The sequence below is a fragment of the Novosphingobium sp. FW305-C-30-35 genome (assembly GCF_058783135.1).
Window position 1 is genome coordinate 2,357,355 of sequence record NZ_JBYSYJ010000001.1, and the last position, 23,199, is coordinate 2,380,553.

General features: G+C 63.6%; 28 protein-coding genes. 15 read left to right on the plus strand and 13 right to left on the minus strand.

Going from position 1 to position 23,199, the window contains the following annotated elements; translation table 11 throughout:
• Nucleotides 1-42 precede the first annotated feature (42 nt).
• Nucleotides 43-579 (plus strand): superoxide dismutase family protein, encoded by a 537-nt coding sequence (locus AC3WLM_RS11685; protein ID WP_492477440.1) that lies wholly within the window; start codon nucleotides 43-45, stop codon nucleotides 577-579.
• Here AC3WLM_RS11685 and AC3WLM_RS11690 read toward each other — a convergent pair whose 3' ends face one another.
• The 7 genes from AC3WLM_RS11690 to AC3WLM_RS11720 form a co-directional block, all read right to left on the minus strand.
• Nucleotides 580-2,172 (minus strand): MFS transporter, encoded by a 1,593-nt coding sequence (locus AC3WLM_RS11690; protein WP_492477441.1) that lies wholly within the window; start codon nucleotides 2,170-2,172, stop codon nucleotides 580-582.
• Nucleotides 2,147-2,845 carry a 7-cyano-7-deazaguanine synthase QueC gene (queC, locus tag AC3WLM_RS11695; protein ID WP_062347250.1) on the minus strand — a complete coding sequence of 233 codons (699 nt, stop codon included), beginning with the start codon at nucleotides 2,843-2,845 and terminating at the stop codon, nucleotides 2,147-2,149. Before queC ends, AC3WLM_RS11690 begins: the two co-directional genes overlap by 26 nt.
• Before the next feature lie 67 nt (nucleotides 2,846-2,912).
• A complete protein-coding gene (locus AC3WLM_RS11700) occupies nucleotides 2,913-3,389 on the minus strand; it encodes a DUF3617 domain-containing protein (protein WP_492477442.1) in 477 nt (158 codons plus the stop codon).
• A 100-nt stretch (nucleotides 3,390-3,489) separates the two neighbouring features.
• Complete coding sequence (hslO, locus tag AC3WLM_RS11705; RefSeq protein WP_492478119.1) at nucleotides 3,490-4,350, minus strand: Hsp33 family molecular chaperone HslO; 861 nt, start codon at nucleotides 4,348-4,350, stop codon at nucleotides 3,490-3,492.
• A 57-nt stretch (nucleotides 4,351-4,407) separates the two neighbouring features.
• On the minus strand, nucleotides 4,408-5,334 hold the full coding sequence (gene argF, locus AC3WLM_RS11710; RefSeq protein ID WP_193827726.1) for an ornithine carbamoyltransferase: 927 nt from the start codon (nucleotides 5,332-5,334) through the stop codon (nucleotides 4,408-4,410).
• On the minus strand, nucleotides 5,331-6,524 hold the full coding sequence (locus AC3WLM_RS11715) for an aspartate aminotransferase family protein (RefSeq protein ID WP_039332477.1): 1,194 nt from the start codon (nucleotides 6,522-6,524) through the stop codon (nucleotides 5,331-5,333). The genes argF and AC3WLM_RS11715 overlap by 4 nt, the downstream gene beginning before the upstream one ends.
• Nucleotides 6,525-6,696: 172 nt before the next feature.
• A complete protein-coding gene (locus tag AC3WLM_RS11720) occupies nucleotides 6,697-7,500 on the minus strand; it encodes a cold-shock protein (protein ID WP_039332478.1) in 804 nt (267 codons plus the stop codon).
• 303 nt (nucleotides 7,501-7,803) lie between these two features.
• On the opposite strand from AC3WLM_RS11720, the gene AC3WLM_RS11725 reads away from it, so the two are divergent.
• The 3 genes from AC3WLM_RS11725 to AC3WLM_RS11735 are packed head-to-tail and all read left to right on the plus strand — an operon-like array spanning nucleotide 7,804 to nucleotide 9,584.
• Nucleotides 7,804-8,238, plus strand: coding sequence for a protein tyrosine phosphatase family protein (locus tag AC3WLM_RS11725; RefSeq protein WP_062347231.1), 435 nt, complete (start codon nucleotides 7,804-7,806; stop codon nucleotides 8,236-8,238).
• Nucleotides 8,239-8,256: 18 nt separating this feature from the next.
• A complete protein-coding gene (locus AC3WLM_RS11730; RefSeq protein WP_231735653.1) occupies nucleotides 8,257-8,700 on the plus strand; it encodes a hypothetical protein in 444 nt (147 codons plus the stop codon).
• Entirely contained in the window at nucleotides 8,697-9,584 is an 888-nt protein-coding gene (locus AC3WLM_RS11735; protein WP_492477443.1) for a sterol desaturase family protein, read from the plus strand. Before AC3WLM_RS11730 ends, AC3WLM_RS11735 begins: the two co-directional genes overlap by 4 nt.
• On the opposite strand, the gene AC3WLM_RS11740 is transcribed toward AC3WLM_RS11735, so the two are convergent.
• Genes AC3WLM_RS11740 through AC3WLM_RS11750 form a run of 3 tightly spaced genes read right to left on the minus strand, consistent with a single transcriptional unit; the run spans nucleotide 9,581 to nucleotide 11,812 of the window.
• Nucleotides 9,581-10,369 carry an SGNH/GDSL hydrolase family protein gene (locus AC3WLM_RS11740; protein ID WP_193827729.1) on the minus strand — a complete coding sequence of 263 codons (789 nt, stop codon included), beginning with the start codon at nucleotides 10,367-10,369 and terminating at the stop codon, nucleotides 9,581-9,583. The two genes, AC3WLM_RS11735 and AC3WLM_RS11740, sit on opposite strands and share 4 nt — an antisense overlap.
• Nucleotides 10,369-11,568 carry a serine palmitoyltransferase gene (spt, locus tag AC3WLM_RS11745; protein ID WP_062347092.1) on the minus strand — a complete coding sequence of 400 codons (1,200 nt, stop codon included), beginning with the start codon at nucleotides 11,566-11,568 and terminating at the stop codon, nucleotides 10,369-10,371. Before spt ends, AC3WLM_RS11740 begins: the two co-directional genes overlap by 1 nt.
• A gap of 4 nt (nucleotides 11,569-11,572) precedes the next feature.
• Nucleotides 11,573-11,812 (minus strand): acyl carrier protein, encoded by a 240-nt coding sequence (locus AC3WLM_RS11750; RefSeq protein WP_039332481.1) that lies wholly within the window; start codon nucleotides 11,810-11,812, stop codon nucleotides 11,573-11,575.
• A 168-nt stretch (nucleotides 11,813-11,980) separates the two neighbouring features.
• On the opposite strand from AC3WLM_RS11750, the gene AC3WLM_RS11755 reads away from it, so the two are divergent.
• Nucleotides 11,981-12,565, plus strand: coding sequence for a Pycsar system effector family protein (locus AC3WLM_RS11755; RefSeq protein ID WP_492477444.1), 585 nt, complete (start codon nucleotides 11,981-11,983; stop codon nucleotides 12,563-12,565).
• 3 nt (nucleotides 12,566-12,568) lie between these two features.
• Here the strand turns inward: AC3WLM_RS11755 and AC3WLM_RS11760 are convergent, their stop codons facing one another.
• On the minus strand, nucleotides 12,569-12,931 hold the full coding sequence (locus tag AC3WLM_RS11760) for a response regulator (protein WP_039332483.1): 363 nt from the start codon (nucleotides 12,929-12,931) through the stop codon (nucleotides 12,569-12,571).
• Nucleotides 12,932-13,058: 127 nt separating this feature from the next.
• On the opposite strand from AC3WLM_RS11760, the gene AC3WLM_RS11765 reads away from it, so the two are divergent.
• The 5 genes from AC3WLM_RS11765 to AC3WLM_RS11785 are packed head-to-tail and all read left to right on the plus strand — an operon-like array spanning nucleotide 13,059 to nucleotide 16,241.
• The gene (locus AC3WLM_RS11765) at nucleotides 13,059-13,262 is read left to right on the plus strand and encodes a DUF3572 family protein (RefSeq protein WP_322788216.1); all 204 of its coding nucleotides are present in this window, start codon (nucleotides 13,059-13,061) and stop codon (nucleotides 13,260-13,262) included.
• Nucleotides 13,259-13,891, plus strand: coding sequence for a hypothetical protein (locus AC3WLM_RS11770; RefSeq protein ID WP_039332486.1), 633 nt, complete (start codon nucleotides 13,259-13,261; stop codon nucleotides 13,889-13,891). The genes AC3WLM_RS11765 and AC3WLM_RS11770 overlap by 4 nt, the downstream gene beginning before the upstream one ends.
• Nucleotides 13,888-14,355 carry a RidA family protein gene (locus AC3WLM_RS11775; protein ID WP_062347102.1) on the plus strand — a complete coding sequence of 156 codons (468 nt, stop codon included), beginning with the start codon at nucleotides 13,888-13,890 and terminating at the stop codon, nucleotides 14,353-14,355. The genes AC3WLM_RS11770 and AC3WLM_RS11775 overlap by 4 nt, the downstream gene beginning before the upstream one ends.
• Nucleotides 14,327-15,103, plus strand: coding sequence for a glycerophosphodiester phosphodiesterase family protein (locus tag AC3WLM_RS11780; protein ID WP_492477445.1), 777 nt, complete (start codon nucleotides 14,327-14,329; stop codon nucleotides 15,101-15,103). The genes AC3WLM_RS11775 and AC3WLM_RS11780 overlap by 29 nt, the downstream gene beginning before the upstream one ends.
• Nucleotides 15,104-15,110: 7 nt before the next feature.
• Complete coding sequence (locus tag AC3WLM_RS11785) at nucleotides 15,111-16,241, plus strand: GNAT family N-acetyltransferase (protein WP_492477446.1); 1,131 nt, start codon at nucleotides 15,111-15,113, stop codon at nucleotides 16,239-16,241.
• Nucleotides 16,242-16,250: 9 nt separating this feature from the next.
• Here AC3WLM_RS11785 and AC3WLM_RS11790 read toward each other — a convergent pair whose 3' ends face one another.
• Nucleotides 16,251-16,589 carry an SEL1-like repeat protein gene (locus tag AC3WLM_RS11790; protein ID WP_492477447.1) on the minus strand — a complete coding sequence of 113 codons (339 nt, stop codon included), beginning with the start codon at nucleotides 16,587-16,589 and terminating at the stop codon, nucleotides 16,251-16,253.
• A 294-nt stretch (nucleotides 16,590-16,883) separates the two neighbouring features.
• On the opposite strand from AC3WLM_RS11790, the gene dksA reads away from it, so the two are divergent.
• The 5 genes from dksA (at nucleotide 16,884) to AC3WLM_RS11815 (ending at nucleotide 20,712) form a co-directional block, all read left to right on the plus strand.
• Entirely contained in the window at nucleotides 16,884-17,342 is a 459-nt protein-coding gene (gene dksA / locus AC3WLM_RS11795) for an RNA polymerase-binding protein DksA (protein ID WP_039332497.1), read from the plus strand.
• A gap of 180 nt (nucleotides 17,343-17,522) precedes the next feature.
• Nucleotides 17,523-17,879 carry a PilZ domain-containing protein gene (locus tag AC3WLM_RS11800; RefSeq protein ID WP_174544592.1) on the plus strand — a complete coding sequence of 119 codons (357 nt, stop codon included), beginning with the start codon at nucleotides 17,523-17,525 and terminating at the stop codon, nucleotides 17,877-17,879.
• A gap of 40 nt (nucleotides 17,880-17,919) precedes the next feature.
• Nucleotides 17,920-19,386 carry an ABC transporter substrate-binding protein gene (locus tag AC3WLM_RS11805; protein ID WP_492477448.1) on the plus strand — a complete coding sequence of 489 codons (1,467 nt, stop codon included), beginning with the start codon at nucleotides 17,920-17,922 and terminating at the stop codon, nucleotides 19,384-19,386.
• 5 nt (nucleotides 19,387-19,391) lie between these two features.
• Nucleotides 19,392-19,820: a DUF4112 domain-containing protein gene (locus tag AC3WLM_RS11810; RefSeq protein WP_052242106.1), complete on the plus strand. Its 429-nt coding sequence runs from the start codon at nucleotides 19,392-19,394 to the stop codon at nucleotides 19,818-19,820.
• 97 nt (nucleotides 19,821-19,917) lie between these two features.
• Nucleotides 19,918-20,712, plus strand: coding sequence for an esterase/lipase family protein (locus AC3WLM_RS11815; RefSeq protein WP_492478120.1), 795 nt, complete (start codon nucleotides 19,918-19,920; stop codon nucleotides 20,710-20,712).
• Nucleotides 20,713-21,009: 297 nt separating this feature from the next.
• On the opposite strand, the gene AC3WLM_RS11820 is transcribed toward AC3WLM_RS11815, so the two are convergent.
• Complete coding sequence (locus tag AC3WLM_RS11820) at nucleotides 21,010-23,067, minus strand: molybdopterin oxidoreductase family protein (protein WP_492477449.1); 2,058 nt, start codon at nucleotides 23,065-23,067, stop codon at nucleotides 21,010-21,012.
• Between the last annotated feature and the right edge of the window lie 132 nt (nucleotides 23,068-23,199).

Below are 23,199 nucleotides of genomic sequence, written 5' to 3' on the forward strand. Positions count from 1 at the left end.
TTCGTTATGAGCTAGGGCGCCAACTGATCGGAGACCGTTGTAATGCTATCCAAGGCCGCAATCCTGCCTCTCGCCTGCTCGCTTCTGCTGGGCGCATGTGCAACGATGGACCAGGCGGACCAGACATCGACGCTGGCACGGGCTACGCTTTCAGACCCTGCGGGCGCTTCGGTAGGCACTGTCAGGATCGAGCAGTCGGGGACTGCGCTCTCGCTCGTTGCCGATGTGCGGGGAATGTCGACCGGGCAGCATGGGATCCACATGCATACGACCGGAAAGTGCGACGCTCCGGGCTTCACATCGGCCGGTGGTCATTTGAATCCCACCGCTCACCAACATGGCACGATGAACCCCGCCGGCCCGCACCTGGGGGATCTTCCGAACATCACCGTTGCAGCTGACGGGACCGGGACGTTGAGCGCGCCCCTCAGCGGTACAGCCGCCACGGTGCTGGCCAGCCTGTTCGATACCGATGGCACCGCCATCGTCGTCCACGCCGGGCCGGACGATTACAAGACCGACCCCAGCGGCAACAGCGGGGGCCGCGTTGCCTGTGGTGTACTTACCCAGGGCGCCTGATCAGGCGAGGGTTTCCCCGGCTGCGCGTGCCCGCTGATCGAGGCTGGCCAGCGCTCCGGGGACACTGCGAATTGCCACGATGAGAAGACCGAGCCCGATCGGCGCTGCCGCAAGCGTGGACAGCACGCCGAGCGACAGATCATCGCCGTTGGTCGCCGACACGTAGCCCGCCATGAACGGCCCGAGCGCGAGACCGACCAGTGTCGTGGCGAGGAAGAACGTGGCCGTGGCAGTGCCCCGCATGCGCGGCAAGACCAGGGATTGACTGGTTGCCGCGGCACCGCCCAGCGCGCTGCTCGACATCGTCTGCGCCACAAACAGCATGGCGACGAAAGTTGCGAAGCTGTCGGTCCGGAAGGCAATGACCATTGGGACGATAGGCGCAATCAGCCCGAACAAGGTCACCATGATCCGCCCGGCAGAATGTCGTTTGTACAGATGGTCGGCAATGCGGCCACCAATGATCACGCCGAGGAACCCGGCCAAGGCACCGGGCGCGCCGATGAACCATCCAAGGTCACCTTTGGCAATGGCGAACACGCGCTCGGCGTAAGGAGCGGCCCAGTAGGAGGTGGCGTACGAAGTGAACGCCACCATGCCGTATCCAAGCGTCGTGCACAGGAATGCAGGCGTTCCCCAGATCAGGCGGAAGGTTGGCAGGTCGCGCGCCCGCAAGGCGCTTGCCCAACTGTAGACCGCGTAAAGGCCAACCCCCACGAAGATCCATTGCTGACGCGTCGGTCGTCCCAGCAGCATGGTAAGTGCGTAGACCCCGCCGGCAATGACCACGGCCACCGCGAGATTGGCGATCAGGGCCATGGCGCCGCGCCGCGCAGCGCCGATCAGCGTCAACGGCGGGATCACCGTGACGAGTTCTGCGAAAAATCCCTTGAAAGGGCGCTCCACGCTGGGCGTTGGCAGTCCGTCGATGGCGCCGCGTATGGGTTCGCGCAGGGTGGCAACGAGCAAGGCCAGAAGCACTCCGGGCAGGCCAACGGCCATGAAGGCTGCCTGCCAGCCAACAAGGCCGAAGGGGCCTCCTGCGGGGTACGCCGCGTTCCATTGCTCGACGATAAGGCCCCCCACGAGCAGGGACAGGCCGCCCCCCAGGAACAACCCGGAGGAGTAGATGGACAAGGCGGTCGCGCGCAGCCTTTGCGGGAAGTAGTCCGAAATCAGGGAATAGGCGGCTGGGCTCGCCGTCGCCTCTCCTACACCGACGCCGATGCGCGCGGCGGTGAGTTGTCCCCCGGTCCGCGACAGGCCCGAGACCGCTGTCATCAGTGACCACAACGCGAGTCCGGCACTCATCAGGCGGACTCTATGCCAGCTGTCGGCGAGACGGCCGAGGGGAATGCCGAACAGCGAGTAAAACACTGCAAAGGCGGTTCCGTAAAGGAAGCCGAGGTCCGCGTCGGTAAGCGAAAGGTCCTTCTTGATATCGTTGGCCAAGATCGAAAGGATCTGCCGGTCAACGAAATTTAGGACGTAGACTAGCACCAGAATGCTCAAGACGTACCAGCTGTACGCAGTCGCTTCCTGTTCCTGAGGGTGCGTCGGGTCCGTGCTAGTCGCTGTACCGGGTTCCGTCATTCAGGCCTGCCTCTTCAAACCCTGCGCGTCGCAGGCGACAACTGTCGCACACGCCGCAGGCTCTCCCATCGGTCAGGGGATCGTAGCAGGACCAGCTCTGGCCAGCATCGAGCCCCAGTCGCGCTGCTTCCTGCGCGATCTGTGATTTCTTGAGGTGTTGGAGCGGGGCATGGACAGTTACTGTCCCACCCTCGCTGCCGATCTTGGTGGCGATCCGCGCCAGGCCTTCGAAGCCCTGCACGAACTCCGGCCGGCAATCGGGGTAGCCTGAATAGTCCAGGGCGTTCACCCCGATGAACAGGTCCTTCGAGCCAGCAGCTTCTGCCCAAGCCAGGGCGAGCGACAGAAACACGAGGTTACGGGCCGGGACATATGTCACCGGGATGTCGTCACCCACGCCGTCCTTGGGCACGTCGATATCCGCAGTCAGCGCAGAACCGCCGAACTGGCGCAAGTCCAGCGGCAGGATGACGTGGCGTTCCACGCCGACGCGCTCTGCGATCACGCGCGCCGCGTCGAGCTCAATGCGGTGCCGCTGGTTGTAATCAATCGTCAGCGCAAGAACGCGGAATCCCTGCTCCTTGGCCAGCCCCGCGCAAACCATCGAATCGAGTCCGCCCGAAAGGAGAACGACTGCGAGAGGAGCTTGGGCGACTTCAGGGCTTTGCAACATTGCCAATGGGCTAGCCGTGCCGCCGGCCCGATGCAATGGTCTCGCGCGTAACTTTATGCTTCCTGTCTCAACGCGGGCACGGACCGAGCCGCCGTGCTTCGGCGACGAAGTTGAACGGCAGGCCGTTGTCGATCCCCTGCGTTTCCAGTTGTGCGAGGCGCGGGTTCTCGAAGCGGACCCGGGTGTGGCCATAGCCACCGGCCGGGCAGGTGTACTGCACCGTCACCATATTGGGCGCATCGTCGATGACAAACCGCCGGCAAGCCTCGCCACGGTGGCGCACCTGGATAAGCTTCCGGCCATTGTCGACGCATAGCTGTACGGTATCGGCCTCATCGCGGGCGCGCACTTCCCACAGACCCGGCTCCAACCGGTCAAGCATGGCAAGGGCAGGCCCTTGCGCGACGCCGGACGTCGCGGCGAAGGCTCCAGCCGCAATGGCAGACAGGACTGTGGCGCGACCGAGGCCGCGAAGCGGGACCAGACGTGACGACATGAAGCTCCACTCGCACCCATGAGCGCGGGCGTCTGTGCCGTTGCTCACTCAATGCTTGATCTTATCACGGTGTTTCGCGCGACGGAACGGTCACAGTGCGCGACCAAATGTGAAAAGTGCTGTCACATTTTAGGTCAAGGCCTGATTGTCAGTCCAGTTCGATCGCAAATTCCCGCGAACAGAACGCGCAATCCACCACGATGAGCCCCTCGTCATTCTCCATTTCCGCGCGCTCGGATGGGGCAAAGCGGGACAGGATGTCGCGATAATGTTCGATCGTGCAGCGGCAACCGCGGGTGAGGGCCGTACCGGTCTCGGCCCGGATTTCGGGCTCCTCGTGGAACAGGCGCCACACCACGCTTTCGAGGTCGAGCGCCGGATCGACAAGCTCTGCCTCGCTGATCGAGCCACCGAGAACGGAGACGTGCTCCCACTCGGGATGGTCCAGCTGCACATGCAGACGCTCGCGGCCTTCCTCGCCTTCCGGCAGGTGCTGTAGCAGCAGGCCCCCTGCGACGCATGCGCCGGGGGTGTTGCTGACGCCGATACGAATCAGCGTGGGTATTTGTTCGGACTGAAAGAAATAGCTCTGGCACGCTTCTGCCAGCGAATTGCCCTCAAGCGGCACGACGCCCTGATAACGCTGCCCGGTTGCGGCAAGGTCAAAGGTGATCGCCAGGTATCCTTCGCCGAACAGGGAGAACAGCGACGGCACCGGACCCAACTCGTCCAACCGTGCCCGGTCATGCCGGACGTAGCCACGCAGCTCGCCATTGCGATAGTCGCAGACCAAGAGGTCGACGATGCCGTCTTGCGTCTGCGCCTGCAGCGTCAATTGGCTGTCGTCGCCCTTCAGCAGTGATCCCAGCAGGGCGGTGATCGTCAGCGCTTCGGCCAGCAGGTGGCGGATCGGCGCAGGATAGGCATGGGCAGACAGGATCGTGTCGAGAACCGGGCCCAGCCGCACTGCCCGGCCGCGCGCATTCTTGTGCGGCAGGGTGAAGTGCATCACCGTATCGAAACCGGTGGACGGCTGGACCTGTTCACTCACTTTACGTCACATCCTTCAAATCTGGCCGAACACCCAGCGCAGCACAGACTTCTGCGCATGAATGCGGTTCTCGGCCTCATCCCACACGACCGAGCGGGGGCCGTCGATCACGGAGTCCGTGACCTCCTCGTTGCGATGCGCGGGCAGGCAATGCAGGAACAGGGCGTCGGGCTTGGCGTGGGCCATGAGCGCATCGTTGACCTGATAAGGCTCCATTGCCGCCAGCTTGGCCTCGGCATGGGCCTGGCCCATCGAAATCCATGTGTCGGTGACGACAACGTCGGCTCCGCGAACAGCCTCTACCGGATCGCGGACCACACGGATGCCGCCGCCAGCGAGCTTTGCCGCCTCGATCATCGCAGCGTCGGATTCATACCCCTCCGGCACGCCGATGCGCACATTGAACTTCATCAGTCCGGCCGCTTCGACGATCGAGTTGAGCACGTTGTTGCCATCGCCCAGCCAGGCGACCTCCAGGCCGGGCAGGGCCTTGCCATGCTCGATCACGGTCAGCAGGTCCGCCATGATCTGGCAGGGGTGGGACAGGTCGGTAAGGCCATTGATCACCGGAACGCTGGCATAGCGGGCCAGTTCCTCGACCTTGGCATGGTCGTCGGTGCGCAGCATGATGGCGTCTGCCATGCGGCTGAGCACACGCGCCGTGTCGGCGATCGTCTCGCCGCGGCCGAGCTGGGTGGTACCGGCATCGAGGATCAGCGCCGAACCGCCAAGTTGGCGCATGGCAATGTCGAACGACACGCGGGTGCGCGTGGAATTCTTTTCGAACACCATGGCCAGCACGCGACCGGCCAGTGGCGCGTCTGCGTCTGGCTGGCCCTTGGGAAGAGCGGCGCGCGCAGCCTTCCGGTCTATCGCGTCATTCAGCATGGCAGCGATGGAATCGCCGCCAGCATCGGTGAGGTTCAGGAAGTGCCTGGTCATGTAACCGGCGCCTCCGGCGCGTAGCTTGCCGCAGCGGCTGAAAGACGCTCCATGAATTCGTCGATGTGGCTGTCGTCGATCACAAGCGGCGGGATCACGCGGACGGTGTTGTCGCCCGCCGAAACGGTCAGCAGCTGGTGGTTGTCGCGCATGTGGGCGACGAACGGACGCGGTTCGACCTTCATCATGAGGCCGAGCATCAGGCCACGCCCGCGAACGCCGATGAACAGGTCGGGGTAGTTGCCGATGAACTGTTCGATACGGCCGCGCAGCCGCTCACCCTTGGCACGCACTTCGCTGAGGAATTCCTCGTTGGCGACCACATCGAGCACAGCTTCGCCGGCTGCCATGGCCAGCGGGTTGCCGCCATAGGTGCTGCCGTGCGTGCCGGCGACCATGCCGCGCGCCGCCTTTTCCGTGGCGAGGCAAGCACCCATCGGGAAGCCGCCGCCGATGCCCTTGGCAGTCGCCATCACGTCAGGCGTGATGCCATACTGTTCGTAGGCATAGAGCGTGCCGGTGCGGGCAACACCGCACTGCACTTCATCGAAGATCAGCACGAGGTCATGTTCGTCGCACAGCGTGCGCAGGCCCTTGAGGAACTCGTCCGAGGCATCGCGGATGCCGCCTTCGCCCTGGATGGGCTCGACCAGGAAGCCGGCGGTGTTCGGACCCATTGCTGCCTTGGCGCCTTCGAGGTCGTCGAAGTCGACGTACTTGAAGCCTTCGAGCAGCGGCAGGAAGCCCTTGTGCATCTTTTCCTGATTGGAGGCACTGATCGTGGCCATCGTGCGGCCATGGAAGGCGTTCTTGAAGGTGATCAGCTCGTACTTGTGGTCATTGCCCACGGCCGAGTGATAGGCGCGCGCGGTCTTGATCGCGCACTCGACCGCCTCGGCGCCCGAGTTCGTGAAGAACACGGTGTCGGCAAAGGTCAGGTCGACCAGGCGCTGGGCGAGATGTTCACCCTGCGGGCTGCCGTAGAGATTCGACACATGCATCAGCGTCGCAGCCTGTTTCTGGATCGCGCCGATCAGGTGTTCGTTCGAATGACCGAGCAGGTTCACTGCGATGCCGCTGGCGAAATCAAGGTAGCGTGTGCCATCCTCGGAAATCAGGTGGCAATGCTCGCCTCGCACCGGACGCACGCCGCACCGGGGGTACACGGGCATCAGCGGGGTGATCGACATAGAACTCTCCTGTTCAGTCACGAATGTTTCCAGATGGCGCAACAATACTGCGCGAGCCAGATAGAAAAAGGGGAATCGACAAACGACAAATGGCGGCCCTTCAGGACCGCCATCTGTGCGCGTATGTGGTTGCAGGCCGCCGGTCAGACTACCGGAAGCGATGCAATCGGGATCAACCCTGAATCGGCACCAGGTTGACCGCCGAGTGCTTGCCTCGTCGATCGACCTCGAGGTCGAATTCCAGCTTGTCGCCTTCGTTCAGCTCGCGCAGGCCCGAGCGTTCGACGGCGCTGATGTGCACGAATGCGTCGGGCTGGCCGTCATCGCGAGTGATGAAGCCGAAGCCCTTCATCGCGTTGAAGAACTTGACCGTGCCGGTGGCCTTTTCGCCAGTCAGCTCGCGCTGCGGGGCAGCGGGCTTCGAAGCCACGGGGATGACATCGCCCACGACCTGAAGGTCTGCAGCAGAAATCTTGCCACCACGGTCGACGAGGTTGAATTCCAGCGTCTGGCCTTCAGCCAGGCCTTCAAGGCCGGCACGCTCGACTGCGCTGATGTGGACGAACACGTCCTCACCACCGTCTTCGCGCGAGATGAAGCCGAAGCCCTTCTGGCCGTTGAAGAACTTGACGACACCCTTGCCGGTGCCGACAACCTGGGCAGGCATGCCGCCGCCACGACCGCCGCCGAAGCCGCCACCGCCGCCGCGCGGACCACCGCCGCCAAAGCCGCCGCGATCGCCGCCGCCGAAGCCACCACGATCACCACCGCCGAAGCCGCCGCGATCACCGCCGCCGAAGCCGCCACGTCCGCCGCCGCCGCCAAAGCGATCGCCGCCGCCAAAGCCGCCACGGTCACCATAACCGCCGCCGCCAAAGCCGCCACCGCCGCCGCCGTAGGGATCAAAACCGCCTTCGTCGCCGAATCCGTCGCGCTTGTCTCTGCCGCGACCGCGCCGCCCTCTGTCAAAACCCATAGAAATCAATAGACCTTCAATCCGCCCCAACCTTCACGGCACCGCAGGCCGGACGCGGGAACCGGCGGCGCGACGAGGGAATCAGTGCCGGACTCAAGAGGCCGGACCTTACCTTTGCGGCCAAGACTATAGAGCAAAAATGCAGGACCGCTAACGGAATCGACAAGGCGGCCACAATTCGTCCCGAAAACTGTGGCATTTGTGCCGATCTGCGCAATGCCCATGACCGGGGCAAGCGCCGTACTTGCCCCGGGCACGAGCATTGGGCAGAAGCGTGGCGAACAGATTGTCAGGACCCACCAGATGTTTCGCAAGATCGACGACAAGACTTATGCCAGTCCGCAGATCGGCCTCGCCGAAGTGGCCTATGCCAAGGCGCTGGGCATCGGCATGATCATCAACAACCGTCCTGAAGGTGAATCCGACGATCAGACGCCGGGCGCCGATATCGAGGCGGCCGCACGCGATGCCGGAATCGCCTATGTCGCGATTCCGGTCAGCCACGCCGGCTTCTCGATGCCGCAGGTCGAGGCGATGCAGGCGGCGCTGGCTCAGGCGGGCGACGCCCCCGTGCTCGCCTACTGTCGCTCCGGCACCCGTTCGACCCTGCTCTGGGCGCTCGCGCAGGCTCGCTCTGGCCTCGATCCTGACGAGATTGCAGCTAGGGCGGCCGGTGCCGGGTATGACATTTCGCCGATCCGGGCGACAGTCGACATGCTCGCCGGGCAGGCCGGATAACGCGCACCGGGGGCGGGGGTGAACACTCTGATCGAGACCGCACTGGGCAATCCGGTCGTGGCCAAGGTTCTGCAATTGCTGGGGTCGCTTCTGGCGATACTCATGCTGGCATGGCTGGCGCGCCGCATGCAACTCGGCGGCGACCCCCGCATTCACGGCGCCGACGAAGCGCGCGCTTTGGCCGAGGATGCGATCTGCGGCTTCGAGGCTCAAGACATCGTCGTCGACCGTGCCGGCATCGGTGCGCTTGCCCGCGACGGGCTCGGCCGGGTCCTGCTCATCCGCCAGCATGGCAGCCATTTCGCCACACGCCAGCTGACCAGCCACGCCGGGGTGCGGCTCGATGGGCGCTTTCTTACCATCGCCACCGATGACCGACGCTTCGGCACGGTCACACTGGACCTGGGCGATCAGGCGCAGGTCTGGGCTGCCAGCCTCCGCCGCCTCGGAGCAGCCGCATGAAGTCGATCGATGTGGTCACCTATGCGGTGCCGTTCTTCGTCATCATGGTGCTCGCCGAGATGATCTGGGCCGCCCGCAGCGCCCCCGAAAAGTACGAACCGCGCGATACCCTGACCAGCCTGGCGCTGGGCCTTGGCAGCACCGTAGCCGGGGCACTGACGGCTGGTATCGTCTTTGCGGCGGCGATGTGGCTCTATGATCACCGTGTGGCAACGGTGCCGTCCGCGTGGTGGGCATGGACCGCCTGCTTCGTGCTCGATGACTTCAATTACTACTGGGCTCACCGCACCGGACACCGCGTGCGCTGGTTCTGGGCGAGCCACGTCAATCACCATTCGAGCCAGCACTACAACCTGTCGACCGCGCTGCGGCAGACCTGGACCGGCTTCTTCGCCCTGTCCTTCATCTTCCGCATCTGGCCGGCGTTTCTCGGCTTCCATCCGGCGATGATCGTCACCGTCGGCGGTGCCAACCTGATCTACCAGTTCTGGATCCACACCGAGGCGGTCGGGCGCATGCCGCGCTGGTTCGAGGCAGTGTTCAACACGCCGTCGCACCACCGCGTTCATCACGCCACCAACCCGATTTACCTCGATCGCAACTATGCCGGGGCGTTGATCGTGTGGGATCGCCTGTTCGGAACGTTCCAGCGCGAACGCGACGATCTTGCGATCCGCTACGGCATCGTCAAGCAATTGGGCAGCTTCCACCTGCTGCATGCCGCGTTCCATGAATGGCAGGGAATGCTAGCCGATTTCTGGCACGCGCCGTTCCGGCACAAGCTCTCGTACCTGGTGCGCGAGCCGGGCTGGAGCCACGATGGCAGCCGTGAAGGCTCGGACGCAATCCGCGCACGCTGGCTTGAGCGCAACGGCGCCGATTAACGCTTCTTCGCTGCCTGCTTCTCGGCTTCGGCAATCGCCGCCTTGGCGATGGGCTCCATTACCGCATAGCCTTTGGCGTTCGGATGAATGCCATCGGGTGCCAGCTCCGGATTGATCCCGCCCTCGGCGTTGACCAGCGCTGCGTGGTAATCGGCATAAACCGCACCACGAGCCTTGGCATAGTCCTTGAGCCAGGCATTCAGCGCAACGACCTGCCTTGCGGGCGAAAGCGCCGGTTTCCACGGGAACTTGGCGGCTGGCAGAATGCTGCCGATCACCACGGCGATGCCGTTCGCCTTGGCCAGATCAACCATTGCCGCGATATGGTTGGTGTACATCTCGGGGCTGTTCGGTCCCGTGTTGCCCGCAAGGTCGTTGGTACCGATCATGATGTGCACGACCTTGGGCCGCAGCCTGACCACATCCTGATAGAACCGCACCAGTATCTGCGGGCTGGTCTGTCCGCTGATCCCCCGCCCGACAGCTCCTGCGACGAACAGCGACGGTGCGAGGCCCACCCAGTTCTCGGTGATAGAATCCCCGATGAAGACCACGCGCGGCGTCTGTGCCAACTGCTTGTCAGCCTCGGCATAGCGGCATTGCCACGCCCAGTCGTACTGGCGCACATAGGGATGGCCGAAGAACAGCCCGCGCGTGTCGGTGGGGCAGGGCTTCTCGATCATTCCGTCGCCCGGCGGGGTCACCGTGGGCGCAACGGGAGGACGGTTCTGCGCCCGTGCCGGAAGCGCTGCCAGAGCCAGAACTGCTCCCAGAACCAACCGCATCAGATGATTCCCACGGCCTTTCCGGCGCGTTCGAACATGCCGATGATCTTGCCGACCTGCTCGGCAGAATGCTCGGCGCAAAGCGAACAGCGCAGCAGTGTCATGCCTGCGGGCGTTGCCGGGGGACGGGCAAGGTTCACGTAAAGCCCTTCGTGCAGGAGCGCTTCCCACATTGCCGCGCCCCGCTCGAGATCGGGCATGATCACGGCAATGATCGCGCTCTGCGCTTCGCTGGTGCCCAGCTGGAAGCCCTTGTCGCGCAGGCCCTTGTGCAGCGTCTTCGAGTTCTCCCACAGGTGTGCCCGCTTGTTTCCGGCGTGCATAAGCTTGCGGATAGACGTTGCAGCCGTGTGCACCACGCTCGGCGGAAGTGAGGCGGTGAACACGTAGGGACGGCACACTAGCCGCATGATCTCGAACTTGGGATGGTTGGAAACGCAGAAGCCGCCGACGGTGCCGACCGACTTCGAGAACGTGCCGATCACGAAATCGACGTCCTCGAGACACCCTTGATCCTCGGCCACGCCGCGCCCGTTGGGGCCGATGAAGCCCATCGAGTGCGCCTCGTCCACCAGCACCATCGCGCCATGTTCCTTCGCAACGCGGATCATGTCCTTGAGCGGGGCGATGTCGCCCAGCATCGAGTAGACGCCTTCCAGCACCACCAGCTTGCCCGCACCTTCCGGCACGCGCTTCAGGCGCTTTTCCATGGCCTCGATGTCGTTGTGCTTGAACGGCACCACTTCGGCATCGCCCATCTTGCAGCCGTCCCAGATGGAAGCGTGGCTGTCGATGTCGAGGATGATGTAGTCACCCTTGCCGGCAATCGTGCTGATGATGCCGAGATTGGCCTGGTAGCCGGTGGAGAACACCATGGCATGATCCATGCCATAGAACTCCTTGAGCGCTTCTTCGCAGGCCTTGTGCCCGGCATAGGTTCCGTTCAGCACGCGGCTGCCCGTAGTGCCCGAACCGAAATCATCGAGGGCCTGCTTGCCCGCCGCGATCACGTCGGGGTCGAAGGTCATGCCCATGTAGTTGTAGGTGCCGAGCAGGATCGTCTCGCGCCCGTTGCACACCGCAACGGTCGGGCTGATCACCCGCTCCATCACGAGGTTGAACGGATCTTCCACCCCACCTGCCAGCAGCGCGCGGCGCTGTTCGATCAGTGGGTCGAACTTGCTGAAAAGATCGGTCATTGGCTTATCCCTGCAGCTTCGTCACTGCATCGATCAACTGGCCGTAGGTTTCGATCTCGGCCTGCTGGTTCATGCTGATGATGATGTCGAAGTCATCCTCGATGGCCGCGACGAAATCCATCACGGTCAGGCTATCCCATTCCAGATCGCCAGCAAAAGTGGTCGCTTCGGTGATTGCGATGCCCTTCTTGTTGAAGGGTTCGATCAGTTCGGCGATCTTTTCGGCGGTTGCGGCGCGATCCATCAATTCTTCTCCAAGGAGCAGGAGAGGCCCCCTGCCAGACGATTAAGGCCGAAAAGCGGCCAATGGCACTGCTTGTCAAGCACGCTGCCTCTGTGTCATCCCCGGAATTACGGATAACCGCCCAGAACGGCGGCCAGAAACGGCGCACAGAACGGCAGGGGGGGAATGATGGCACAAGTCGAGGAACAGGCCGAGCAACCGCTGGCCGCACCATCGATGGCGTCGCCCTCGGGATACTCCAATCACGCCATTCACCTGGTGCGCACATCGCAGCAGATCAACCTGACGCTAAGCCAGATGGCCGACGCCAAGGCCTCGATCCTGATGGGCGCGACGTTTCTCGTGTTCACCATCGCGGTGGGGCAGGCGAAGAGCGGCGCAATGCCGTGGTCGCTGGGCGTGCTGGCGCTGTTTGCGTTCATCTCGGCCATGTGCGCGGTGTTCGCGGTCCTGCCATCGGTCAGCAACCCCAGGTCTGCAAAGCTGAACGATGGCAAGCCCAACAAGCTGTTCTTCGGCTACTTCACCCATATGGACGAGGGCGAGTGGACCGATTCAATCCTGTCCGAATTGCGGGCCGACGAAACCGTGTTCCGCACCATGCTCCACGATATCTACCAGAACGGGCAGGTCCTGCAGCGCAAGAAGTACAAATACCTCGCCTACGCCTACAAGAGCTTCATGACCGGCCTGTGCCTGACAGTCGTCACCTTCGTGATCGAACACGCGAGCAGCGTTGCGGCGGCGATGTAACTCTCAAACCAAGGCGTTCACCGCCACCATGAACGGCCCGATCGACACCGGCTTGGCAAGATAGCCCTCGGCGCCTGCCGCGCGGATAGTCTCTTCGTCGCCCTTGCCGGCATAGGCCGTCACGGCAAGTATCGGGATCGCCTTCAGCTCCTCGTCCGCCTTGATCGCCTCGATCAGGTCAATGCCCGAGACGTTCGGCAGCTGGATGTCCATGATCACCAGATGCGGCATGAACAGGCGCGTCTTCTCGATCGCCTCGCGGCCATCGGCCACCGGTTCCACCTCGAAACCCTTGGCGCGCAGCAAGTCGCAGAACAGCTTGCGGTTGAGGTCGTTGTCCTCGACAACCAGAATTCTTTTTGCCACTGACACGCCTGTTTTCGAAAGCTGACGGCGCCACCCTTATTGCCCGCGAAAGGCCCTGACAATCATCCGCGAGCCTTCCTCCCCCATCGATGCCGCTGCCCTTGCGCTGCAGGCTCTCGGCTGGGTCCTGTCCGATGGTGACCGCGCCGAGCGGTTCCTCAGCCTCACTGGCCTGACACCCGACGAGTTGCGCGCGGGCCTTGGCGATCCCTCCATGCTCGCTGCCGTTCTCGATTTTCTTGCCAATCACGAGGCAGACCTTGTCAACGCGGCTTTCGCGCTCGACATCTCGCCCGAAACCCTGATTGCCGCCCGGAAGGAATTGTCATGAGTAGCCGCCCCCTGATCGTCAGCGATTGCGACGAGGTGCTGCTGCACATGGTCGCCCCGTTCCGTGACTGGCTGGGCGAAAGCCAAGGCGTCAGCTTCAAGATGGACAGCGCCGATTTCTCCAAGGCGATGCGTTACGCCAAGGATGGCGAGCTGGTGCCGCCACAGGAAATCTGGAACCTGCTCAACAAGTTCTTCGATACCGAGATGTATCGCCAGCAGGCCATTGCCGGTGCCGTCGCCGGGATCAACGCGGTCGGGCAGGACGCCGACGTGGTGATCCTGACCAATCTCAACGATCACCGCCGTGACATGCGCGCGCGCCAGCTGGCCGATGTCGGCATCAACGCTCGCGTCTTCACCAACCAGGGGCCGAAAGGCCCTGCGCTCAAGGCGATCCTCGACGAGTACAATCCCTCGCGCGCCCTGTTCATTGACGATCTGCCGCAGCACCACGATTCGGTTTCGCAACTGACGCCCGAGGTGATCCGCCTGCACCTGTGCGGCGAACCGCTGCTCAGCCCCCATATCGACTGCGCCCACAAGGCCGGCCACGCCCACGCCCGGATCGATGACTGGGAAGCGGCACTGCCCTGGATACTCGAACAAATACATGGAGAAGACGCGTGACCGATTCCGTTGAAGCAAAGCTGGCAGCCCTCGGGCACACGCTGCCGCAGGCCGCCGCGCCTGTTGCCGCCTATGTGCCGACGGTCGAGGCGAACGGGCTGCTCCACGTCTCGGGCCAGCTTCCCTTCATCGATGGCAAGCTGGTGACTGGCCGCCTCGGCGAGAACGTCAGCCTTGAGGATGGCACCGCCGCCGCCCAGGCTTGCGGGTTGATGATCCTCGCCCAGGTCAAGGCGGCATTGGGCTCGCTCGATCGCGTGGAGCGCGTGGTCAAGCTTGGTGCGTTCATCAGCTCGACCGCGGACTTCACCGATCAGCCGAAGGTCGCCAATGGCGCGTCCGAGCTGATGGCTGCGGCTTTCGGCGACGCTGGCAAGCACGCCCGCAGCGCGGTCGGCGTGCCTGTCCTGCCCTTGGGCGCTGCGGTGGAAGTCGATGCTGTCCTTGCTGTTCGCCCTGCTTGACCGCTTTCTGGTCCCCGCGCCGGATCAGGCGCGGGTCGGCTGGCTGCGAGGCGTGAGCTACGCCCATCGCGGCTTGCACGGGGCCGGCGTTCCCGAAAATTCGCCCGGTGCGTTCGCCCTTGCCGTCGAGCGGGGCATGGGCATCGAATGCGATGTCCAGCGCACCGCTGATGGTCAGGCAGTGGTCTTCCACGATTGGGACCTCGATCGCCTGACCGCCGAAACCGGTCCGGTGATCGAACGGCGCGCCGATGCGCTGGCCAAGATTCAGCTGACCGGCAGCAGCGACTGCATCCCCACCCTGCGCACCTTCCTCGATTCTGTCGCCGGTCGCGCGCCGCTGCTGATCGAACTAAAGTCGAAGCGCGAAATCCGGGTCGCGCCATTGTGCCTGGCTGTGCGCCGTGGGCTTGAAGGCTATCGCGGGCCCGTTGCCGTCATGAGCTTCGACCCGCGCGTCTGCCGCTGGTTCGGTCGCCATTCGCCGCACGTGGTCCACGGCCTTGTCGTGACCGAGGAGGGCAAGCGCACGCTCCTCGCCACGCTCAAACTGCACTTTGCCTTCTGGCAGGCTCGCCCCCAGTTTCTTGCATGGGACGTGCGCGATCTGCCGAGCAAGTTTGCCGCCGCCCATCGCAAGCGCGGCTTCCCGGTCCTGACATGGACCGTCCGCTCCGCCGAGCTCGCCGCACGTGCGGCAGACTGTGCCGATGGACCTATTGCCGAGGGCGCAGGCGTCGGGGCATGACCCTCGCGTGACTTACACCGCGCGCATCCACAAGTCCGTCTCGGAAATCGCCGCCGAGGACTGGGACCGGCTTGCAGGTGACGGCAACCCCTTCGTTTCCCACGCTTTCCTGAAACTGCTTGAGGATTCTGGATCGGTCGGCGGCCGCTCCGGCTGGTCACCACTGCCCATCGTGATCGAGGGCGAAGGTGGCAAGCCCGCCGCAGCACTGCCCGCCTACCTCAAGAGCCACAGCCAGGGCGAGTACGTGTTCGACCATTCGTGGGCGGACGCTTGGGCCAGGGCAGGGGGCAACTATTACCCCAAGCTGCAGATCAGCGCTCCGTTCACTCCCGCCACCGGCCCCCGCCTGCTGCTCGGAGATCGCCCGGAGCTCGCAATCCCGCTCCTGCGCGCCGCTGAACAGCTCTGTAACAGCAACGGCCTGTCCTCAGCCCACGCCACCTTCATCGAGCCGGGTCAGTTGCCGCTGTTCGAACAGGCCGGCTGGTTACCCCGCTCGGACATCCAGTTCCACTGGGAGAACCGTGGCTATGAAAGCTTTGCCGACTTCCTCGGCGCGCTGAGTTCCGAAAAGCGCAAGAACCTGCGCAAGGAGCGGGCCAAGGCGCAGGACGGCGTCGAGATCCGCCAGCTGACTGGTGATGCCATCCGCCCCCAACACTGGGACGCGTTCTGGGTGTTCTATCAGGATACGGGGATGCGCAAATGGGGCCGCCCCTATCTGACCCGTGCCGCCTTCGACCTGATCGGCGAACGCATGGCCGACAAGGTCCTCCTCGTCCTCGCCTTCGATGGCGACGAACCGGTGGCGGGCGCGCTCAACTTCATTGGCAGGGACGCGCTCTACGGCCGCTATTGGGGCGCAGTGGTGGAGAAGCCCTTCCTCCACTTCGAACTCTGCTATTATCAAGCAATCGATGCTGCCATCGCGCTCGGCCTGTCGCGGGTGGAAGCAGGCGCCCAAGGGGGCCACAAGCTTGCAAGGGGTTACGAACCCGTCCGCACCTGGTCAGCCCATTACATCGCCGATCCCAACTTCCGCAGCGCGGTCGCCGATTTTCTCGAACGCGAACGCGCAGGCATCGCGCAAGACCAGATGTATCTTGGAGAGCGGACCCCGTTCAGGAAGGGATGAATTGGCAGTTCAAGCCGCCGCGCGTCCTGCCCGCAGCCATTCACGTGCTCGGCGCTGCGCTTCGGCAATCTCGCGCGCGGTCATCTCGTCGGCCACGTCTGCCCGGCATTGGGCAGCTTCGTCATGACCGCCGACGGCTGCAAGGTTGAACCACTTGTGTGCCTCGATCAGGTCGCAGTCCACGCCGTGACTGCCGGTCGAATAGGCAACGCCCAGATCGAACAGCGCGCTCGTGTCGCCTGCAGCGGCGGCAGCAAGGCAAGTTGCCACCAGCATGTCGGCATCATAGCGCGATTCGCTGATCGGTGTCCCTTCCTTGGTAATCAGCTTTATCCAGGTCTGTCCCATAACCTCTACCCCCTGAAAGGAAGGCCGAACCCCCGGTCTTCCGACAGGACGAAGGTCAACGATCTTGGTCAACAAATGGTTAATGCTGAAACAAATCAGCTTTCGGATGAAACAGATTGGGAAAACCCTGTGCGTCTTCTCACGCTTCAGTCGTCATTAATGCATCATGGCCGCCTAAGTGCTTGTGCGCGTCACGGGCCAATCCTATAGGCGCGCGAAGACAAGAGCTTGCACGCCTGACAAGGGAATGATGCAGGCCGGGAGGGGCGGATAGCTTGTTATGCGGAGGGCCGAATGGCTGGGGTCTTGAGTGACGAGATTGACGTTCTGGCAAAAGCGCGTCGTGCGATGCCGAGCGATTATGTTCCCAATGACGACGAACCCTACATGAATGAAGCCCAGCAGGACTGGTTTCGCCGCCTGCTGATGGAATGGAAGAAGTCGATCCTCTCCGCTGCGGCTGGCACGCTGACCGCGCTGCAGGACGGACCGATCCGCGAACCCGACCTCAACGACCGCGCCTCGAGCGAGACCGACTGGGGCATTGAACTGCGCACCCGTGATCGCCAGCGCAAGCTCATCGCCAAGATTGATTCCGCCATGCGCCGGATTGATGAAGGCGAATATGGTTACTGCGAAGTGACCGGTGAGCCCATCGGCCTCGGTCGCCTCATCGCCCGCCCGATCGCGACGATGACAGTCGAGGCGCAGGAAGCGCATGAACGCAGGGAAAAAATTTCGCGGGACATGTGAGGCTGTGGTCCCGGCCATGACCTGTCCGGGACCATGACATTCAGGTTAACAAAGAGCGGCAGCAACCTCTTGTTTACCCTCGACGTTTAGGAAAGATCTACGAATTATCGGTAGTTCGGTGCGTGCGGGCCCACATGGGTTGGCATGCGTGGGTTTCCTCGAAGGAAGACAGGACCTTTGGTGACAGACATCGACCATCGGCAACTGGGGCGCGACAGCCTTTTCCTGATGGCCGAAGTGCGCCTTTCCGGGAGCGAGGCCGAGCACCGCGTAAAGGTTCGCAACCTTTCCGCAGGCGGCATGATGGCCGAAGGCGAGATGAAGGTGATGCGGGGAACTCCGGTTCAGGTAAACTTGCGAAACATCGGCTGGGTCGAAGGGGTTGTTGCCTGGATTCAGGATAACCGTTTCGGCATTGCCTTCGTCGAGGAGGTCGATCCCAAGCTCGCTCGCGCTCCTGTCGGCAACGGGCCTTCGACACCGCGTTTCGTGAAGGTCCCGATCGCCACGCAGACGGGGCCATTGCGCAAGATCTGACCTTCTGGACGCTGGCGCGCTGCTGGCTTAGGCTGGCGCCATGATCCCGCGCCATGCCGTTATGACTGCCTTGGCCCTTGCGCTCGGCGCTTGCGGCCAATCGCGTGAAGGCACCCTCGAAATTGCCGTGATGGGCAATTCCTCCGCGCTCAAGGAGTCTGGCCAGCGCCTTTCGCCTGCCGCGCAACTCCTGCGCTCCGCCACCCACGAAGGCCTTGTCAGCTTCGATGAGCAAGGCCGCGTTGTGCCCGCGCTGGCCGACCGCTGGATCGTTACCGACAACGGGCAAAGCTACATTTTCCGCCTGCGCGACGGCACCTGGCCCGATGGCAAGCGCATTACCGCCGATGCTGCCGCCGCTGCCCTGCGCAAGACGATTGCCGGGTTGAAGGGCAGGGCCCTGGGGCTCGATCTGGCCGCGATCGACGAAGTGCGCGTGATGGCCGATCGCGTGATCGAGATAGACCTTTCAGCTCCAGTTCCAGAATTGCTGATATTGCTGGCCCAGCCTGAAATGGCGCTGCTGTGGCAGGGCAAGGGCACCGGGCCCATGGCGAAGGGACAGGATGAGGAAGGTGCCAGCATCTTCACGCTCATTCCGCCCGAACAGCGCGGCTTGCCCAAGCAGCCCGATTTCGCGCGGCGCGCGCGCAAGCTTGCACTGACTTTCGCCTCGCCCGACAAGGCTGTGGCTCTTTTCAACGACGGTTACGCCGATGTCCTGCTCGGTGGGCGGATCGATACGCTGCCCCTGGCCGGCTCGATCGGGCTCACGCGGGGCAACGTCCAGCTTGATCCGGTCATCGGCCTGTTTGGCCTGATGATCGATAGCACCCAAGGTTTTCTCGGCGCGTCCGCCAACCGAGAGGCGCTGGCCATGGCGATCGACCGGGAAGCAGTGATCGGCCGCTTCAATATCGGCGGCTGGCAAGGCACCACCCGCGTCGTTTCGCCCGATGTCGAGGATGATCTCGGCACGATTGGCGAACGATGGCAGGGCATGTCGGTCGAGCAACGCCAGAATCAGGCCGCCGGCCGCGTTGCGGCCTGGAAAGGCGCGGGCAAGGCCATCCCGACGCTGAATATAGCCATGCCGGCGGGACCTGGTTCAGGACGGGTCTTCGATCAGCTGCAAAGCGATTTTGCCCGCATCGGCCTGTCGATCCGGCGCGTGGGCGAGCGTGACCGTGCAGACCTGCGCCTCGTCGACATCGCCGCGCGATATGGCCGTGCGACGTGGTTTCTCAATCAGTTGTCATGCACGGTGCAGAAGGCGGTGTGCAGTCCGGTAGGAGACGAGCGCGTGGCCGAAGCCCGCAAATCGATCGATCCGGCAGCCCGTGCCGCATTGCTGGCCGAGGCCGAGGCGGAAATCACTGCGGCCAACGGTTTCATCCCTATCGCCCGGCCCTTGCGCTGGTCGATGGTCCGCAGCGGCACATCGGGCTTCGCGGCGAACCCCTGGGGCTGGCATCCCTTGCCGCCGATGGCATGGCTTCCCAGATAAGGGGCATGGACCACTCCGCTTCCGCCAACCGTCCCCAGCGCATACGCCCGGAATTGCCGGGCATCGGCAACGATCCCGCCTCGGTTCGCCAGCGCGTCGAAATGCTGGAGCGCGTGCTGGAGCGCAGCTTCACCATCCCCGGCATCCGGCGCGAGGTTGGCCTGGACGCGATTGCCGGTCTTGTCCCCGTTCTTGGCGATGTGCTGACCGCCGCGATGGGCGCCTACATTGTGTGGGAAGCGCGCAACCTTGGCCTGCCAAAATGGAAGCTGTGGCGCATGGGCGCGAATGTTGCGTTCGACACTGCACTCGGCGCCGTGCCGCTAGTGGGCGACGCCTTCGACCTGTTCTTCCGCTCGAACTCGCGCAATCTCCGAATTCTGCGCAAGCATCTCGACAAGCACCATCCCCAGAGCCGCGTCATCGAGGGTTGATATCGCGCTCGCTTGTCGATTCTTGACGCGAATTTGAAACAATTGCCAAATGCTGGCGTTCATCGCTGGTTCGGTCGATAGCGGGCAGGCAATGGCAATGATCTTCAATCTTCAGCAAGGGGCGGCGGGACTCGGGCAGGCGACTGCCCGCCTTTCGCTGCTGCGCGAGGAGATCGCGCGGCGCGGAAGTCTTGCCTTGCAGTCGCGCCCTGTGGATGTGCGTGGACCGAAGTGGCAGGCGTTTCTGGGTGAGTTGCGCACGCCGATAGAGCATTGGCAGGCCTCGCGGCAGATGCCTGTGCAAGATGAACCTGCCGGCGAATCGCGCGCTGTGATGCTGCTGCCCGGCTTCGGCACCCATCCGGTGCGGATGAAGCCGCTGCGCCTTGCGCTTGAAGCCGCAGGGCACCGCGTCAGCGACTGGGGCCTGGGCTTCAACTTCGGCCCCACTGAGGACCGCTTCGAACGGCTGTGCGAACGTGTCGTCACCATGGCGCGCAAGGAAGGCGAGCCGCTGGTGCTGGTCGGCTGGAGCCTCGGCGGCCTGTTCGCGCGCGAGGTCGCCAAGGCCCACCCCGAAGCGGTGCGGCTGGTCGTCACCATGGGCACGCCCTTTTCCGGAGACCGCCGCGCCAACAATGCCTGGCGCGCCTACCAGTTGATTGCGGGCCATTCGGTGGACGAACCGCCCATCGGCCGCGACATGGCAACCAAGCCGCCGGTGCCGACTGTCGCCCTGTGGAGCCCCCGCGACGGCATCGTATCCCACCGCTCCGCCTGCGGGCGCAAGGGTGAGCGAGACCTGGCAATTCCAATGCGTTGCACGCACCTGGGCTTCGCCGCGCACCCCGATGTGGCCGCGATGCTGAAGCGGCTGGTGGCTGCCTGCTGACGTTGATTTGGCGGTGATGCGGGATCAACGCCAGTGAGCATTGCTGCAACCATGCGCTTAAACATTGGCCAGTATGGTCTGCGTGGTGAACTAGGCTTTCGTCCAGCCAGAGCTCGTCTGAACGCTAAAGGTTTGAACTGCAGGTAGATTTCACGCTCTTCAGCTGAGACCAGGACGCCGCCAGTCCACGCATTGGCGTACCATAGCCAACCATCTGGATGCCGTTCAAAAGCTGTCGAAAAGATCGCTCGCTGCCGAGGAGTCATTGTCTTGGTGTGAATTACGATTTCTGCGAGATCAAGCCAGTTCCACTTCCACCGCGATGCCGCTCAGTGCGGCGTTGCCGGAGAGCGGGTCGACTTCGTTGAGCGTGATGTCGTTGACGCTGACACCGGGTTTGCCGAGGGCATTGGCCATGGCGACGCCGGGGAGGGCGTGGCCCCAGCCGTGGGGGATGGAGACGGTGCCGGGCATCATGTCTTCGGTGACCTCGGCAGAAAGCCTTATTTCTCCGGCACTTGAGCGGACCTTGACGGTGGCACCATCAGCGATGCCGCGGCGTTCTGCGTCGGCCGGATTGATCATCACCGTGCAGCGATCGGGGCCCTTGATGAGGCGGCGGCTGTTGGCGAGCCAGGAGTTGTTGGTGCGCAAGTGGCGTCTTCCGATAAGTCTCAGAGAACTAACGGAATTATCATTTTCGGGGATTTCCAACTCTCCGAGGCAAACCATGAACTCTGGTATGGCACAGGCCACACTCTTCGAGGCGGAACGCAGGCGGGCGGGTAACTGACCGGTGGGCGGTGGACCCAGATCGATGCCCGAAGGCGAGGCTTCTACCTGTTGGAGAGTGAGGGCGTAGGGCCCGGTTTGGAGAAGTCCGTCAAGCGCCTCGCGCGGGGTGGGCGCTTGCACCGATTCACCGCTGATCGCGCTAGCGAGGCCCCGCAGGATTTCCCAGTCGTGCAAGCTTCCTTCGGCCTGCCGCAGGGTGGGGGGCGAATAGACCGCAATGGTGCGCGCGGCCATCGGCAGGAGGAACAGGCCGTAGTGGTCGCGCTCCAGCGGGCCAGTGGGTGGCAGGATGTAGTGGGCGTGGGCGCTGGTGGCGTTGCGGTAGATGTCGATGGACACCATCAAGTCCAGCGATTCCAGTGCTTTGGCCAGGCGCGAGCCGTTGGGCGTGGACAGGACGGGGTTGCCGGCGACGACGAACAGGGCCTTGATCTGGCCTTCGCCGGGCGTCTCGATCTCCTCGGCCATGGCGGCGGCGGGAAATTCGCCGAGGACCGAGCGGTAACCGGAAACGCGGGAGGTGTGCTTGCCGATCGAGCCGGGCGGCAGGACGCTGACGGTGTCTACCGCAGGCCGTCCGAACACCCAGCCTCCTTCGCGATCAAGTTGGCCGGACGCTATGTTTATCAGCGAGATAAGCCAGGCGTTCAGCGTGCCATGCGCCTGCGTGGCGATCCCCATGCGGCCGTAGAGCGCGGCTGGCCCAGCGGCAAAGCGGTCAGCCAGGCGCTCGATTTCGGGCAGGGCGATGCCGCAGGCCGTGGCGCAGGCCTCGCTGTCAAAACGCTGCAGCAGGGCGCCGACTTCATCGAGGCCGGTGACGAAATCCTGCACGGGGCGGTGGGGTTTGCGCGCCATGACTGCCTTGAGCAGTGCGACGAGGAACCAGACGTCGGTGGCCGGGCGAATGAACAGATGTCTGTCTGCTATCCTGGCGGTTTCGGTGCGGCGCGGGTCGATGACGACGAGTTCGCCACCCCGGTCCCGCAAGTCCTTCATGCGGTTGCGGAAATCCGGGACGGTCCACAGCGAGCCGTTCGACGCCATCGGGTTTCCGCCGAGGATGACCAAAGTCTGCGTGCGGTCCGCATCGGGAATCGGGAACATGCTGGCGTGGCCCCACAGGCGCAGATTGGCGACCTGATGGGGCATCTGGTCGACCGTGCTGGCGGAGAACTTGTTCCGGGTGCGCAGTGCCTTTTCAAGAAAGCCGATGTTGAGCGCGTTGCCATAGGAGTGCGCGTTGGGATTGCCGACGTAGACGGCCGTGCTGCCGGGATCGCGGGCAAGAATGGCGCGGGTCTTCTCGCCGATCTCGGCAAAGGCCTGTTCAAAGCTGATTTCGTGCCAGTCCGAACCGACGCGCTTCAAGGGTTTGCGCAGGCGGTCATGGTCTTCCTGCAGGTCTTGCAGGGCGGTGCCCTTTGGGCAGATATGCCCGCGAGACAACGGGTTGTCAGGATCGCCCTTGATCGAAAGTACCTTGCCTGCTTCGACCTCGATCAGCACGCCGCAGTTGGCTTCGCAGATGTGGCAGGTGCGCTTGTGGACCTGTGGCATCGCCGTTCTCCCGAAACTTTTAGTTGAGCGATTAAGTCTCATTCCAGGCAGGCCGAAGCAAGCGGAATTGCTTGCCAGATTCCATGCCCGATTGCTGCCGGCACGCCGGCTCCAACTTTATTTCGCAGTGCA

Bases quoted from the DNA above. Each gene is read 5' to 3' on its own strand.
- AC3WLM_RS11685 (WP_492477440.1), top strand. From the start codon at position 43: ATGCTATCCAAGGCCGCAATCCTGCCTCTCGCCTGCTCGCTTCTGCTG.
- AC3WLM_RS11690 (WP_492477441.1), bottom strand. From the start codon at position 2,172: ATGACGGAACCCGGTACAGCGACTAGCACGGACCCGACGCACCCTCAG.
- queC (WP_062347250.1), bottom strand. From the start codon at position 2,845: ATGTTGCAAAGCCCTGAAGTCGCCCAAGCTCCTCTCGCAGTCGTTCTC.
- hslO (WP_492478119.1), bottom strand. From the start codon at position 4,350: ATGCACTTCACCCTGCCGCACAAGAATGCGCGCGGCCGGGCAGTGCGG.
- argF (WP_193827726.1), bottom strand. From the start codon at position 5,334: ATGACCAGGCACTTCCTGAACCTCACCGATGCTGGCGGCGATTCCATC.
- AC3WLM_RS11715 (WP_039332477.1), bottom strand. From the start codon at position 6,524: ATGTCGATCACCCCGCTGATGCCCGTGTACCCCCGGTGCGGCGTGCGT.
- AC3WLM_RS11720 (WP_039332478.1), bottom strand. From the start codon at position 7,500: ATGGGTTTTGACAGAGGGCGGCGCGGTCGCGGCAGAGACAAGCGCGAC.
- AC3WLM_RS11725 (WP_062347231.1), top strand. From the start codon at position 7,804: ATGTTTCGCAAGATCGACGACAAGACTTATGCCAGTCCGCAGATCGGC.
- AC3WLM_RS11735 (WP_492477443.1), top strand. From the start codon at position 8,697: ATGAAGTCGATCGATGTGGTCACCTATGCGGTGCCGTTCTTCGTCATC.
- AC3WLM_RS11740 (WP_193827729.1), bottom strand. From the start codon at position 10,369: ATGCGGTTGGTTCTGGGAGCAGTTCTGGCTCTGGCAGCGCTTCCGGCA.
- spt (WP_062347092.1), bottom strand. From the start codon at position 11,568: ATGACCGATCTTTTCAGCAAGTTCGACCCACTGATCGAACAGCGCCGC.
- AC3WLM_RS11750 (WP_039332481.1), bottom strand. From the start codon at position 11,812: ATGGATCGCGCCGCAACCGCCGAAAAGATCGCCGAACTGATCGAACCC.
- AC3WLM_RS11755 (WP_492477444.1), top strand. From the start codon at position 11,981: ATGGCACAAGTCGAGGAACAGGCCGAGCAACCGCTGGCCGCACCATCG.
- AC3WLM_RS11770 (WP_039332486.1), top strand. From the start codon at position 13,259: ATGAGTAGCCGCCCCCTGATCGTCAGCGATTGCGACGAGGTGCTGCTG.
- AC3WLM_RS11780 (WP_492477445.1), top strand. From the start codon at position 14,327: ATGCTGTCCTTGCTGTTCGCCCTGCTTGACCGCTTTCTGGTCCCCGCG.
- AC3WLM_RS11790 (WP_492477447.1), bottom strand. From the start codon at position 16,589: ATGGGACAGACCTGGATAAAGCTGATTACCAAGGAAGGGACACCGATC.
- dksA (WP_039332497.1), top strand. From the start codon at position 16,884: ATGGCTGGGGTCTTGAGTGACGAGATTGACGTTCTGGCAAAAGCGCGT.
- AC3WLM_RS11805 (WP_492477448.1), top strand. From the start codon at position 17,920: ATGATCCCGCGCCATGCCGTTATGACTGCCTTGGCCCTTGCGCTCGGC.
- AC3WLM_RS11810 (WP_052242106.1), top strand. From the start codon at position 19,392: ATGGACCACTCCGCTTCCGCCAACCGTCCCCAGCGCATACGCCCGGAA.
- AC3WLM_RS11815 (WP_492478120.1), top strand. From the start codon at position 19,918: ATGATCTTCAATCTTCAGCAAGGGGCGGCGGGACTCGGGCAGGCGACT.
- AC3WLM_RS11820 (WP_492477449.1), bottom strand. From the start codon at position 23,067: ATGCCACAGGTCCACAAGCGCACCTGCCACATCTGCGAAGCCAACTGC.